The following is a 13,862-nucleotide window of genomic DNA, read 5'->3' as shown; positions in this document are numbered from 1 at the left end:
GTCCCCCGCAGCGGTAAACGGAAGGTTAACGAGGGGTGTGTTCTTGGGGATGGGGGCACCGCCCCACAACGAGGGAGGGGGCCGTCGGAGCCGTTCGGCTTCGACGACCCCCTCGGTCGGCTCGTGGTGCGTCTGTCAGCGGCCGACGGTGTCGTTCCGTCGCGATCGCCGCGTTCCGGAGAGCCACAGGGCTCCTCCGGCCGTGGCCAGCAGCACCGCATAGAGCACGGCGGCGACCGGGTTCAGGTCGGAGCCGGTTTGGGCGAGCAGCATCCCGGGGTTGCTCACGGTGAGGACGATGGGGTCGCTCTGCGAGGCGGTGAAGGCCGGGTCACCGAGGTAGGCCGCGCGCACCGTGTGCTTGCCGGCGGACAGACCGGCGAGCGGAACAGTGACCGTCCCTGTCGCATCCACCGTGCTCGGGATGCCGAACGGGAGCCCATCGACGAGCAGCTGCAGTGTTCCGGTCGGCGCGATCGCCGCGGGTTTCTGGGGCGCCATCGTGATCGTGGCCGTCGTCGACTGTCCGGGCTGCAGCGCGCCGACGCCGAGCGAGAGGGCGGTGCGAGTCGCCCCCGGTGCCATCGCCACATCCAGCGAGTCGGGTGAGGCTGCCAGGTAGTTGGCGTCTCCGGAGTAGTCGAAGGTGAGCGCGAGGGTTCCGACCGCCCAGGCCGGGCTGAACGTGAACGTTCCGTCGGGGTTCAGCGGCACGGTTGCGAGCACGCCACCGGCCTTCGAGATGACGACCGAACCGGTGGGGAGCACTGTGGTCGGTGCGGCGACCGGCGCCGCAGCCGTGGCGGCCGCAGGCGCTACGGGGCCGGAGGTGTCGGGGCCGGATGCTCCGGGCGCCGCTCCGACCGCGATGGTTCCCGTGATGGTCACGGCCTCGCCGACGATGCCCCCACCGCTCGTGCCGAGGGATGCGAAGTGCGTCGGCGCGGGGTCGACCACCTGGTCGGCCGTGGTCGTCGCGGCCGCGAACGGGTCTGTGCCCGGGTCGTAGCCGAAGGTCAGGGGATGGTCGCCGACCGTCGTGACCAGGCCAGGGAACCGCGCGACGCCGGTCTCGTCGAGCGGAGCGGTGGCGAGCACCTGGCCGGCCTCGACCGCGCTGACGGTTCCCGTGGGGATCGTCGCGCCGTCGCCGTTCGTGACGGTCGCCGTCAGATCCGCCGGGGCGCCGAAGACCGAGGGGTTCGTCGTCGACGCGACCGTGATGGAGGTCGCCTGCGCGACGGTGTAGCTCAGCCTGATGTAACCGTCGCCGTTCCAATACGTGGATGCGGACTGGGTGATGCCTGCATCCGGCGCGATCCAGTTCTGCCCGCCCGACCCGCCGGCGCCGCCTCCGCCGCCCCCGCCGCCTCCGCCGCCCCCGAATCCGGCATTAATGCCGCCGCCGCCTCCGCCGCCCCCGCCGGCGCTGCTGCTGCTTCCGGCGTTTCCGCCGCTTGTTCCGCCGCCGCCGTTCCCGGCGAAACCGTGGCCGTTGCCGTGACCCGCCCCCGTGCCGTCGCCTCCGGGCTCCCCGGCGGCGCCCCCGGTGCCGCCCTCGTAGCCGACGAACGCGCCACCGGCACCTCCACCTCCGCCACCGCCGGCGGCGACGACCACAGGCTGGTCGCCGGTGTCGGTTCGCAGCAGAACCGCGCTCGCGCCGCCGCCTCCGCCCCCGGAGTGCCCCTGGAGGGAGCCGGTGTTGCCGGAGCCGCCCGGCAGCCATCCCGCGCCGCCGCCGCCCTCGTCGTGGGCCGATCCCACCGGTCCGCCGTGGGTGCTCGTGTAGAACACCAGGGTCTGACCGGGCGTGACGGGGATCGTCTCGATGAGCAGGCCGCCCGCTCCGCCGTTCCCGTCGGTGGTCAGGGCCCAGCTCGTGCCGGGGAAGTTCACCGGTCCGCCGCCGCCGCCCGCGCTCCCGGCGACCTCGACCTGGATCGTGTGCACACCGGCCGGCACCATCCACGGCACACCGCTGGTGCTGCCGACGTACGCCGGGGCGACCACGGTGGCCGCGGTCGCCGGCGCGGCGGCAGCCACCGCGCTCAGCAGGAGTGCCGCGGCCGCGGCGCCAGACAGGAGGGGGAACGCGCGCCGGGCGCGCGAGGAGGGCGAGACCATGATTCTGAACATCCTTCGATCGGCGAGACGGGCCAACCGTAGGACCGGGAATCCGATATTTGACGCCGCGATGCCGATACCTATTCACTGTGAACAGGTGGTGATCCCGCGAACGGTTACGATGTCCCCAGCTGCGCCGCCGAGTCCGATTCGCTCGCCACCGCGCTCACCGAAGGAAGGGTGCACCGATGCCTGTGTCCCCCGCGGCTGTGCCGCACCCCGCCCTGGCCGAAGCCGACCGCCCGGCGGCGGTCTTCGATGAGGCCCGCCGCTCGGGCGGAACGCTCGTCAGCGTCACCGGGCTGACCGGTGTGGGGAAGAGCACCTGGACCCGACAGTTCGCGGCGGCCGCCTCGCGACACCGCGTCGTCGCAGTCGGGGCAGACGCCTTCGAGAAGGATTTTCCGTTCGGGCTCGTCGACAAGCTCGCTCACGCAGCGGGCCTGCGGCTCGGCATCCTCGGCGAATCAGGGTCGCCCGACCCACTCGCGGTCGCCCGGGTGCTCCTGCCCGCGCTCGCCCGCGACACTTCGCCCGCCCGTCGGCTGATCGTGGTCATCGACAATGCGCAGTGGATCGACGACGCTTCCCTCGCGGTGCTCCGTTTCGTGCTCAGTCGCGTGGCGCACGGCGGTGTCTGCCTGGTGCTCAGCGGCCACGACCCGCGCACGGCGGAGATCGGCGCCCAGATCGTTTCGGCCGACGAAGCAGCCTGGAGCACCGTTCGGGCGGTGCGTCTCGAACCGCTCGATGCCGCGCATGTGCGCGACTACGTGTCGAGAGTGCACGACATCGAGGTATCGCTGCGACTTGCCCAGCGCATCCGTGAACGCTCGGGCGGTCTGCCCGTGCTCATCGATGTCGTCGTCTCCTCCATGGAACGACCGGCGGATGCGGCGCGAGCGCACTGGGACGAAGACGTCACCCTTGCCGCCCCGCCGCAGAACCCGTTCCAGCGTGTGGATGCCGGACAGCCGGCGAACGTGGTCGTCGCGGTCGAGATCGCGGCCGTGCTTCGGGATGCGGTCGCCCGCTCCGAGCTCGTGGCGGTGGCGTCTGCGCTCGGCGAGGAGGCCGGGATCGACGACGCCCTGGCCGCGGGCCTGCTGATCCCGGCCGGCGCAGGTGCTGTCGCGCCGTTCCACGATCTCTACTGTGCAGACGTGCTCGCACGTCTGCCGGAGGAGCGGCGTCGTGTCATCCTGGGCGCGGCCGCGGATGTGCTCCCGAACTCGCATCGGGCCTTCCTCTGCCGACTGAACGCGGCCCGCACGATCGATACCACCCTTCTCACCGAACTCCGGCGCCTGATCGGCGATGCAGCGGCGGGCGGTCACCCCGATCGGGCGATCGGCTACCTCCGGAAGGCCGCTGAGCTCGCCGACGTCGGGTTGCGCGCAGAGCTCGTCGTCGAATCCTGCCTGCTCGCCGCGGCGACCCTGGTGAGTCCGACGGTCATCGACCTCATCCCCGACCTCGAGCGGATGCCGAGCGACCCGGTGCGTGACCTGGCGTTGCTGCAGACACGGCAGATCACCGGTGACACCGCGTGGGCGGCCGGCTTCGCCGCCGAACTGCTCTCGGCGCCGATCGAGCATCCGGACGCTCTCCTGCTGCAGACCCACGCCTCGATGATGGCCGTGATGGTCCAGTTGACCACCGACGACTACCGTCCGCTCCTCGGGATGCTCGATCGCACGCGCTCCTTCGCGGTCGAGCTGGCCGAGGGTCCCCGCACGGTGAGCGACCCGCGGCTGGCACCATTGCTGACGCCCGAAGACGTCGAGCTGCGCTGCATCGGGCTCACGATCGTCGCCGCGGCCCGACTCGGTGACGCCGAGCGGGTCGGGGCCGAGATCGGCGCTCTGTCGGCGGCGATCTCGACCGCCGCCGACTCCCCGGCGCTCGTCGACGCCCTCACCTGCCGAGCCGGGGTGCTCGCCGGCGTCGGCGTCGTGGAGGCCGCAGCCGCCGACCTGGAGCGCGGGCTGGCCATCGCCGCCTCCGGTGTCGCGGGCTGGAGTCTCGGCCACGCCCGGGTGCTGCTTGCCTACTGCTACTGGATTCTCGGGTGCCCGATCGACGCTGCTTCCCTGCTCGAGACAGCGACCCTCGTCGCTCTCGACAGCATCGACGTCTCGTCGCGTCCGCTGATCTACCTGCTTCGCGCCGTGCTCGCCGCGGTGGCCGGAGACGAGCAGACGCACGCAGCCGACCTCCGCACAGCCGTCGAGGTAACGGTGACCGACTACGACACTTTCGGGGTCGAACTCGAACTGCTCGCCGCCGTCGAGAACGCCCGGGCCGCCGACCGGCCGGAGGGAGTGCTTGACGCGCTCTCGGACGAACGGATCGGCGGGCGCTGGCTGGCCGGGGCGAGCATCTTCAGCTTCCGGGTGGATGCGCTCGCGGCATTGGGGCGCGCAGAGGAAGCCGATCGCGAGCTCACCCGGCTCCGGGGGCTCGCCGGTGCCGGATGGACGCCCATCTACGGTTCCCTCGACTGGCTCGAAGGCCGCGTCGCCGAAGCGTACGGTCTCACCGAGCGTGCCCTGCGTTCATACCGTGCCGCTGCCGCATCATCGACTCTTCCCGCGCCCCGGGCGCAGGCCGAGTTCGACGCCGGTCGGCTGCTGCTGGCCACCGGCGACCGGCGGACGGCCGAGCGGATGCTGCGATCGGCCGCGGCCGCATACCGCCGGCTCGGGGCCGGTCCGGCGCTGCGTCGCACGATCGCACTGCTCGACGGCCAGGACTCGTCGTCGGCACACTTCGAACGTCTCGAATCGTTGAGCGCCCGTGAACGCGAGGTCGCTCGACTCGCCGAGAGCGGCATGACGAACGCCGAGATCGCCCGGACCCTCTACCTCTCTGTGCCGACCGTGAACTTCCACATCCGCAACGTGCTCGCCAAACTGGGTCTCACCTCGCGCCGGGAACTGCGCACGGTGCTCCGCGCCGACGGCTGAGGTCGCGCCGACCGGCTGCAGCCGTTCGGCGAGGTCGCCGGGCTCAGGCGACGGGTTCGTACGTTTCGATGGCGATGATGCCCGAACTCGGGTTGCTCGTCGAGAGGTGCACGACCGAGAAACCGCCGGTGTCGAGATCGGCGGCGTCGCTCAAGTAGGCTCCGGGCATCGTACCGGTGGCCAGCGCGATCTCGCGCAGGATCTCGGGGAGCACCGGCCCGTGGCTGCAGAGCACGGCCGTCTTGCGCGAACGCACCCGTTTGCCGACGATGTCACGCACCAGTGCGCGGCCCTCCTCGTAGGCGTCTTGGCTGATGCCGGGCTCCCGTTTGGGCTTGATGCCGGTCGCCGCGGCCAGCGGGGCGACGGTGGCAACGCAGCGCACCGCGTCGCTGGTGACGATGCGGCGGGGGCTCCATGCCTCGATCGTGGGCGCATCCGTCGTCGCCTGTCTCACGCCGCGGTCGGTGAGCGGGCGGCTCGCGTCGTTGCCGTTCCAGTCGCCGCGGGGCGCGGCCTTGCCGTGGCGCAGGGCGATGAGGGCGAACGTGGAGGTGACACCCTCGTCGACGAGCTTCGCGAACGTCTCCAGGATCTCGACGTCGCGTTCGTAGGTGAGGTATCCGCGGGCCTTCTTCACCGTCACCCATTCGATGGCGGCGATCTCGCCGTTCGGCACGAATGTGGATTGGGCGATCGCGCGGTCGCTCACCTCGGCGGACCAATAGTGGACTATTTTGTCGCGCCCGCTCGCGAGCGGGTAGGTGGAGACACCGAGCGGAACCCCCAGTGCGACGCTGAGCCCGGTCTCCTCCTGGATCTCGCGCACCGCGGTCTGCGGCAGCGTCTCGCCCGGATCGACCTTGCCTTTGGGAATGGTGACATCGCCGTACTTGGCGCGGTGCACCACAAGGATGACGATCTTCTCGTCCACGACGCGCCAGCAGACGGCACCTGCGGCGTAAATGGCTGAGTTCACCGCCTCGAACCCGTGCGGGTCGAGCGCGGCCGGTGGCTGATCTGCTGCATGAGCCTATTCTGCAGGTCGTCGAGGGGGTGACCGTTCTCGTCGAGGTGGTGGCGCCGCCACTCGCCGGTCTCGTCGAGGATCCAGGCCGACGTGCCGTCGTCGAAGGCGCGATCGAAGAGCGCATCGAGCTCGGTGAGGTGGTCGGGGTCGGTCAGCCGCACCAGCGCCTCGACGCGGCGGTCGAGGTTGCGGTGCATCATGTCAGCGCTGCCGATGTAGACCTGCGGGTCGCCGTCGTTCACGAACGAGAACACTCGCGAGTGCTCGAGGTACCGGCCGAGGATGGACCGCACCCGGATGTTCGATGACAGGCCCGGCTCCCCTGGCCGCAGCCCGCAGATGCCGCGCACCCAGAGGTCGACGGGCACGCCGGCCTCGCTGGCACGGTAGAGCGCGTCGATGATCGCCTCGTCGACGATCGAGTTCAGTTTGATCCGGATGCCGGACGGCTTGCCGGCCGCGGCGTTAGCGGTCTCGGTCTGGATGCGTTTGAGCAGCCCTTTGCGCAGGTGCAACGGGGCGACGAGCAGTCGCTTGAACTTCTTCTCGATGGCGTAGCCGGAGAGCTCGTTGAACAGGCGGGTCAGGTCTTTGCCGACCTGGTCGTCGGCGGTGAGCAGCCCGAGATCTTCGTAGATGCGCGATGTCTTGGGGTTGTAGTTGCCTGTGCCGATGTGGCTGTAATGCTTGAGCACGCCCTTCTCCTGACGCACCACGAGCGCGAGCTTGCAGTGGGTCTTGAGCCCGACGAGCCCGTAGACGACGTGCACGCCCGCCTTCTCGAGCTTGCGGGCCCAGGAGATATTGTTCTGCTCGTCGAAGCGGGCCTTGATCTCGACCAGGGCGAGCACCTGTTTGCCCGACTCGGCGGCGTCGATCAGGGCTTCGACGATCGGACTGTCGCCGGAGGTGCGGTAGAGGGTCTGCTTGATGGCGAGCACATGCGGGTCGGCTGCGGCCTGCTCCAGGAACGCCTGCACACTCGTCGCGAAGGACTCGTACGGGTGGTGCAGCAGGATGTCCTGCCGAGCGACGGCGGCGAAGATGTCGGGCTTCGCGTTCGGTTCGCTCGGCATGAGCTGCGCCGCCGTGGTCGGCACGTGGTTGGGGTAGTGCAGATCGGGTCGGTCGATCTTGGCGATGTCGAACAGCCCACCGAGGTCGAGCGGCGAGGGAAGCCGGTAGACCTCCTGTTGGGTCACATCCAGCTCGCGCACCAGCAGCCCGAGGGTCACATCGTCCATGTCGTCGGTGACCTCGAGCCGGATGGGCGGGCCGAACCGGCGCCGCAGCAGCTCTCGTTCGAGGGCCTGGATGAGGTTCTCTGTCTCGTCTTCGTCGACCTCGACGTCTTCATTGCGCGTCACTCGGAACACGTGGTGGTCGAGGATCTCCATGCCGGGGAAGAGATCACCGAGGTGGTTCGCGATGAGGTCTTCCAACGGAATGAACCGCATCTGGTCGACCGTCTCGCGCTGATCGACCCGCACGAAACGCGGCAGCATCTGCGGCACTTTGAGGCGGGCGAACTGCTCTTTGCCGGTGCGCGAGTTGCGCACCCGCACCGACAGGTTGAGCGACAGGCCCGAGATGTAGGGGAACGGATGCGCCGGGTCGACGGCGAGCGGCATGAGCACGGGGAAGATCTGCAGCGAGAAGACTTCGCGCATCTGCGCCCGGTCGGCCTCGTCGAGCTCGTTCCAGCTCGCCACCGTGATTCCGGCGGCCTCGAGCGCGGGGAGCACCTGGTCGCGGTAGACGGCGGCGTGGCGGGTCTGCAGTTCGAGGGCCTTCGCCGAGATGTCGGCGAGCACATCCACCGGCGCCCGGCCCACGTTGGTGGGCACCGCGAGGCCGGTCAGGATGCGGCGTTTGAGACCGGCGACCCGCACCATGAAGAACTCGTCGAGGTTGGTGGCGAAGATCGCGAGGAAGTTGGCTCGCTCCAGCACCGGAAGATCGGGGTCTTCGGCGAGTTCGAGCACCCGCTGGTTGAACGCCAGCCAGCTGAGCTCGCGGTCGAGGTACCGATCGTCCGGCAGGGTCGGGTCGGGCTCGTAGACGAACGGCGCGAAGTCGTCGTCGAAGTCGCCGCCGAAGCTGCCGCCCAGCCCGTTGTCCAAAAGGATGTTCTCGCCGTCCATCCCAACATCATCGCACCCGCGACCCGGGCTCTGTACCGCCGCGGGTTAACTGTGGATAAACGGATCGCCCGGATCGCTCGCGCGCCGGTACTGCACATCGATCGTCTGTTCCTGGAAGCCGAGTGCTCGGAACAGGTGCACGGCCGGCTCATTGTCGGCTTCCACCGACAGTCCGGCGACGGTGCAGCCTCGCTCCACCAATCGTGCGAGAGCCGCCCGCAGCAGTTGCCGGCCCAGCCCACGGTCGGTGAGGGCGGCGTCGACGCCGAGCACGTAGAGCGCGCCCTCGGTCGCCCCCGGCTCGATCTTCACCCAGCCGTACCCGACGAGGCGACCGGATGCGTCGCGAAGCAGCAGCGCATCCCCGGCGTCGAACCACGGTTCGGCCTGCCGGGCGTGCAGATCGTCGACGGTGAGACGACCCTGCTCCGGATGCGTGTCGAAGATGCGGGCATTGAGGTCGACCCACTCCTGCTCGTCGCCGGGCCGCATCGGCCCGAGGGAGAAACCGTCGGGGAGGGTATCCGTGCCGGGGCGGGTCATGCCCTCGTCGAGTGTCGCCGCCAGGTGGATGAGGGCGCGCACGGGGGTGAACCCGTGCCGCTCGGCGAGCAGTTTCGCCGCCGGATGGTCGCCGTTCGACCACGCGGTCAGGGTGCCCCGGGCGGTGGCGAGCAGACCGCGGGCGGCGAGCTCGCCATAGCCTTTGCCCCGGAACAGGGGGTCGATCACGAAGTCCAGTTCGCCGCGCCCCAGGATGGCCGCGCCGACCGGGCGCACGAGCGCCGCCGCCGATTCACCGGGCCAGAGTGTGACGATGATCGGCGAGCGACGACCGGACTCCACATCGAGACGGGCCTGTTCGTTGAAAGGGTCGTGCCCGTCCACGTCGATCGCAGCGGCGGCGACATCGAAGAACGCCTCACGCTGCCACGGATCGTCGAAATCAGGGACGGAGAGGCGCAGGGAGTCGCTCATTGTCCTCTTCGTACACGTTGAAGCGGTAGCCGACGTTGCGGACGGTGCCGATCAGCGACTCCAGGTCGCCCAATTTGGCCCGCAGACGGCGAACGTGCACGTCGACGGTGCGCGTGCCGCCGAAGTAGTCGTAGCCCCAGACCTCGCTGAGCAGTTGCTCGCGGGTGAACACCCGGGACGGATGCGTGGCGAAGAAGCGCAGCAGTTCGAACTCCTTGAACGTGAGGTCGAGCTGTCGCCCGTGGGCCTTCGCCGAGTAGCTCGCCTCGTCGATGGTCACCCCCGACGCCTGGATCTTCGTCTGCGAGTGCTCCTGCGCCTGCCGGCCGATGGCGAGCCGGATACGGGCATCCACCTCGGCAGGGCCGGCCGTTTCGAGCAGGACATCGTTCACGCCCCAATCGGCGCTGACCGCCGTGAGCCCGCCCTCGGTGAGGACGAGCAGAAGAGGAACGGTGACACCGGTGGTGGTGAGGATCTTGCACAGCGATTTGGCGCTGGCCAGGTCGCGACGCGCATCCACGAAGATCAGATCGCAGCTCGGCGCGTTGACGAGCGCGGCCGGCTCGGCGGGGATCTGACGCGTTCGATGGCTGAGCAAGGCCAGGGCCGGCAGCACCTCCGCGTCTGGCGCAGAGGTGAGAATCAACAACTGCGCCACTCAAGCCTCCTGAACGTGCTGTTCGGCAATGCTACCGGAAATGCATTCGTCGCCATTCCCCGGTCGGTCGAGGCACAATGGAGGGGTGAGCGACACGACACCCGCCCCGGACGACGTCCCGGGCTCTCCCGCGCGGCCCGCTACGGCAGTGTCGCTGCCATTTGGGTGCTCGCGCTGGTGCTCGCGATCGTGATCGCGGCAGTGTCGGAGCGGGCGCAAGACGCCTCATGGATTTCGCTGGCCCTCGCCGCTTGCGTCATCGTCGGGCTGATCGCACAACTGGCCACCCAGCGCAAAGAGGGCTTCGTCAACCGGCTGGCGGCGAGCGTCTCGGGTGCGTTCGTGATCCTGGGGGTCACCGCCGGCATCCTCGCCCTCGTCGCGGCAGCGCGCTGAGGCCTACGGAGTAGTTAGACTCGACTCATGCTGGTTGCCCTCGAACTCTTCTTCGTCGGACTCCTCGGTCTGGCCTCCCTCGCCATCGCCGGGGTCTCCGTGGTCGTCGTCTACAACCTCTTCCGAGGGCAGCGCTAAGCGCGAGTGCCGTTCGCGCGGGCACTCCTCAAGAGAACGGAAGCGCCGTGATCGAGATCCCCACCGACCTTCCGGCCGAACTCGTGCCGCTCTCCTGGCTCCTCGGGGTCTGGGAGGGCACAGGCGTGATCGACTACGCCGTCGGTGACGACCACACCCAGCAGGAGTTCGGGCAGCGCGTGAGCTTCAGCCACGACGGACTGCCCTACCTCAACTACACCTCGTTCACCTGGCTGCTCGACGAGAAGCAGACGCCGCTCGCCGCCGAGACCGGCTACTGGCGGCTCAGTCGCAAACTGATCGAGGGCGACACCGGCCCTGGGATGCTGCCGGGCGCAGGCGCCCAGCCGTTCACGACGGCCCAATCGGTCGAGGCCCTGCGCAACTCGCACGGTGCGTTCGACCTCGACGTCTCGATCGTGCACCCCGACGGCGTGAGCGAGCTCTACCTCGGGCAGGTGGCGGGCCCGCGCATCGATCTGGCGACGGATGCGGTGGTCCGCACCGCGGGAGCAAAAGAGTACACCGCCGCCACCCGCCTGTACGGCCTCGTTGAGAACCACCTGCTCTGGGCCTGGGACATCGCGGCTCTCGGCCAGGAGCTTCGCACGCACGCCTCCGCCCGCCTCGCGAAAGCCGATTGATGACCTCCCCGTTCCTGACCCTGCCCGGTGCCGTCGGCGCCGAGGCGCTCGCCGGCGCTCTCGCATCCGCTGACCATGACGTTCCGGCCCATTACGGCAATCCGCTGGGGGAACAGCGCGCGCTCGCCGAAGGGCGGGCGATCGTCGACCTCTCCGACCGGTCGGTGCTCAGCGTCACCGGGCCGGACAGGCTCAGCTGGCTCAACTCCCTCACCAGCCAGAGTCTGACCGGGCTGCGGCCGGGGGAGTCCACCGAGACCCTGCTGCTCGACGTGACCGGTCGTCTCGAGTACGCGGCCCGCGTTGTGGACGACGGCGAGACGGTCTGGCTCCTGCTCGAACGGGACGAAGCGCCCGGCCTGCTCGCCTGGCTCGAACGGATGCGCTTCATGCTGCGGGTCGAACTCGCCGACCGCACCGCCGACCTCGCCACCATCGGAACGCTCGGCGACCCGGCGCTGCCGATCGCCGCGCCCGCCGGCGTGCCCCTCATCTGGCACGACCCTTGGCACGCGGTCTCCCCGGGCGGCCACCAATATGCGCAGGGGGAGCATCCGGGCGCGGAGTGGTCGTGGAGTGAACGACTCGTGCCGAGGGAAGCGCTGCCTTCGCTCGTCGGCCGCGTCACCGCAGGCGAGTTCCCCGTTGCGGGAGTGCTCGCCGTCGAAGCGCTCCGCATCGCGGCCTGGCGGCCCCGATTCGCCACCGAGGTGGACGAGAAGACGATCCCGCACGAGCTCGACTGGCTCCGCACCGCCGTGCACCTCAGCAAAGGGTGCTATCGCGGGCAGGAGACCGTGGCGAAGGTGCACAACCTGGGGCATCCGCCGCGCCGCCTCGTGATGCTCCACCTGGACGGGTCGGAGGGCGCGCATCCCGTGCGTGGCGCCGTCGTCTCGCTCGAGGGCCGCGAGGTCGGCCTCGTCACCTCGAGCGCATTGCACTACGAACTCGGTCCGATCGCGCTCGCGGTCGTGAAGCGCTCCACCGACCCGGCGGCGATCCTCTCCGTCGACGCCGACGGCACTGCGGTGTCGGCCGCTCAGGAGATCGTCGTTCCACCGGAGGCCGGCGCCGAGGCCAATGTGCCGCGCCTGCCGCGCCTCGGCGCCGTGCGCCGCTGAGACCTCGCGGGGCTACCAGCTGAAGTCGGTGGGGGCGACGGCCGGCCAGGCGACGGAGAGCTCGCCGAGCCGCCAGCGCGAGCGCCCGCCGCGCACCGGCCAGCCGGCGTCGCGGAGGCCCTGAGCCACAGCGATCCACCGCTGTGAAGGGCCGTAGGCGGCAAGAGGGGCGTGGATGCGCCACAACCGATCGAGCTCCAGCATCAGCTCGTGCACGGGCTCGCCCGGCACATTGCGGTGGATGAGAACCTTCGGCAGCCGCTCGGCCACGATCGAGGGGGATTCGAGCTCGCTGAGGCGCAGTGAGACCGTGAGGCTGCGAGGGCCGTCGGCCACCACATCGACCCAGCTGGAGACGCGGCCGATCTCGTCGCACGTGCCCTCCACCAGCACACCCCCGGGCTGCAGACGGGCGACCAGACGCCGCCACGACGGAACGACCTGCGCCTCGTCGTACTGCCGCAGCACATTGAGCGCCCGGATGACCGCGGCGAGGCGCCCGCTCGGCAACGGCACCTCGAACCCGCCGAGCGCGAAGCCGATGCGGGCGTCGGCGGCGAACGCGGTGCCGCCGGCGCGCACGGATGCGAGCTGGTCGAGCGCGGTGCGCACCCGGCCTGGCTCGATCTCGAGGCCGAGCACCTCCGCATCCGGTCGTGCCTTCGCCAAGCGGCGGTGCAGCTCGAACGCGGTGACGCCGCTGGCGCCGTACCCCAGGTCGACGACGAGCGGATCGTCGGTTCGGCGCAGCTCCGGCAGGGTCGCGATCCAGCGGTCGACGCGGCGCAGCCGATTGGTGTTCGTCGTCCCCCGGGTGACGGAGCCGATGATGCCTCGCGAAGCCATTCGGCAATTCTGCCAAATTCCCTGCCCGGCCCGAGCCCCGATAGATTAGGAGCATGTCCGCGCCTTACACTCTGATCCTCCTCCGCCACGGCAACAGTGTGTGGAACCAGCAGAACCTGTTCACCGGCTGGGTCGATGTCCGACTCAGCGAGCAGGGCGTCGCCGAAGCGAAACGGGCGGGTGAACTGCTCGCCGACTCCGGCCTGCACCCCGATGTGCTGTACACCTCGGTGCTCACCCGTGCCATCCAGACTGCGAACCTCGCCCTCGAAGTGGCCGACCGGCTCTGGATCGACGTCAAGCGTTCGTGGCGGCTCAATGAGCGGCACTACGGCGCGCTGCAGGGGCTCGACAAGGCCGAGACGCTGGAGAAGTACGGCCCGGAGCAGTTCCAGCTGTGGCGTCGCTCGTTCGACGTTCCGCCGCCGGTGCTCGACGACGACAGCGAGTGGTCGCAGGCGCACGACCCGCGCTACGCCGGCCTCGGCGCCGACCTGCCGCGCACGGAGTGCCTCAAAGACGTGATCGACCGGATGCTGCCCTTCTGGGAGTCCGACATCACCGGTGACCTCGCGGCCGGCAAGACCGTGCTGGTCACCGCGCACGGCAACTCGCTGCGCGCTCTGGTCAAGCACCTCGACGGCATCTCGGATGACGACATCGCCGAACTGAACATCCCCACCGGTATCCCGCTGGTCTACCGACTTGACGAGAACTTCAAGCCGCTCGACCCGGCGGCCTACCTCGACCCGGAGGCCGCAGCCGCCGGCGCCGCCGCCGTCGCCGCCCAGGGCAAGAAATAGCC

General features: G+C 69.8%; 11 protein-coding genes. 5 read left to right on the top strand and 6 right to left on the bottom strand.

Going from position 1 to position 13,862, the window contains the following annotated elements; translation table 11 throughout:
* Positions 1-135 precede the first annotated feature (135 nt).
* Entirely contained in the window at positions 136-2,127 is a 1,992-nt protein-coding gene (locus K5L49_RS20025) for an Ig-like domain-containing protein (protein ID WP_263298832.1), read from the bottom strand.
* A 188-nt stretch (positions 2,128-2,315) separates the two neighbouring features.
* Here K5L49_RS20025 and K5L49_RS07470 point away from each other — a divergent pair, with 188 nt between their 5' ends.
* Positions 2,316-5,096, top strand: a complete 2,781-nt coding sequence (locus K5L49_RS07470) for a helix-turn-helix transcriptional regulator (protein ID WP_223691602.1) — start codon at positions 2,316-2,318, stop codon at positions 5,094-5,096.
* Between the two features lie 43 nt (positions 5,097-5,139).
* Here K5L49_RS07470 and K5L49_RS07465 read toward each other — a convergent pair whose 3' ends face one another.
* Genes K5L49_RS07465 through K5L49_RS07450 form a run of 4 tightly spaced genes read right to left on the bottom strand, consistent with a single transcriptional unit; the run spans position 5,140 to position 9,909 of the window.
* Positions 5,140-6,075, bottom strand: a complete 936-nt coding sequence (locus tag K5L49_RS07465) for an NUDIX hydrolase (protein ID WP_223691601.1) — start codon at positions 6,073-6,075, stop codon at positions 5,140-5,142.
* Positions 6,072-8,270 (bottom strand): RNA degradosome polyphosphate kinase, encoded by a 2,199-nt coding sequence (locus K5L49_RS07460; protein WP_223691600.1) that lies wholly within the window; start codon positions 8,268-8,270, stop codon positions 6,072-6,074. Before K5L49_RS07460 ends, K5L49_RS07465 begins: the two co-directional genes overlap by 4 nt.
* A 45-nt stretch (positions 8,271-8,315) precedes the next feature.
* Entirely contained in the window at positions 8,316-9,248 is a 933-nt protein-coding gene (gene mshD, locus K5L49_RS07455) for a mycothiol synthase (RefSeq protein WP_223691599.1), read from the bottom strand.
* The gene (locus K5L49_RS07450) at positions 9,217-9,909 is read right to left on the bottom strand and encodes a response regulator transcription factor (RefSeq protein WP_223691598.1); all 693 of its coding nucleotides are present in this window, start codon (positions 9,907-9,909) and stop codon (positions 9,217-9,219) included. The genes mshD and K5L49_RS07450 overlap by 32 nt, the downstream gene beginning before the upstream one ends.
* Positions 9,910-9,924: 15 nt before the next feature.
* Here K5L49_RS07450 and K5L49_RS07445 point away from each other — a divergent pair, with 15 nt between their 5' ends.
* The 3 genes from K5L49_RS07445 to ygfZ all read left to right on the top strand — a co-directional run bounded on the left by K5L49_RS07445 (position 9,925) and on the right by ygfZ (position 12,211).
* Positions 9,925-10,305, top strand: coding sequence for a hypothetical protein (locus K5L49_RS07445; protein WP_223691596.1), 381 nt, complete (start codon positions 9,925-9,927; stop codon positions 10,303-10,305).
* Positions 10,306-10,490: 185 nt separating this feature from the next.
* Positions 10,491-11,087, top strand: a complete 597-nt coding sequence (locus K5L49_RS07440; protein WP_223691595.1) for an FABP family protein — start codon at positions 10,491-10,493, stop codon at positions 11,085-11,087.
* Positions 11,087-12,211: a CAF17-like 4Fe-4S cluster assembly/insertion protein YgfZ gene (ygfZ, locus tag K5L49_RS07435; RefSeq protein WP_223691594.1), complete on the top strand. Its 1,125-nt coding sequence runs from the start codon at positions 11,087-11,089 to the stop codon at positions 12,209-12,211. The genes K5L49_RS07440 and ygfZ overlap by 1 nt, the downstream gene beginning before the upstream one ends.
* A gap of 12 nt (positions 12,212-12,223) precedes the next feature.
* Here the strand turns inward: ygfZ and K5L49_RS07430 are convergent, their stop codons facing one another.
* The gene (locus K5L49_RS07430; RefSeq protein WP_223691593.1) at positions 12,224-13,057 is read right to left on the bottom strand and encodes a class I SAM-dependent methyltransferase; all 834 of its coding nucleotides are present in this window, start codon (positions 13,055-13,057) and stop codon (positions 12,224-12,226) included.
* A gap of 53 nt (positions 13,058-13,110) precedes the next feature.
* On the opposite strand from K5L49_RS07430, the gene K5L49_RS07425 reads away from it, so the two are divergent.
* Positions 13,111-13,860 (top strand): phosphoglyceromutase, encoded by a 750-nt coding sequence (locus tag K5L49_RS07425; RefSeq protein ID WP_223691592.1) that lies wholly within the window; start codon positions 13,111-13,113, stop codon positions 13,858-13,860.
* Positions 13,861-13,862 lie beyond the last annotated feature (2 nt).

This window comes from Leifsonia poae, from assembly GCF_020009625.1.
Classification (GTDB): domain Bacteria; phylum Actinomycetota; class Actinomycetes; order Actinomycetales; family Microbacteriaceae; genus Leifsonia; species Leifsonia poae_A.
Note: the sequence above shows the minus strand (reverse complement) of the source record. Positions and strands in the feature narration are given on the sequence as shown.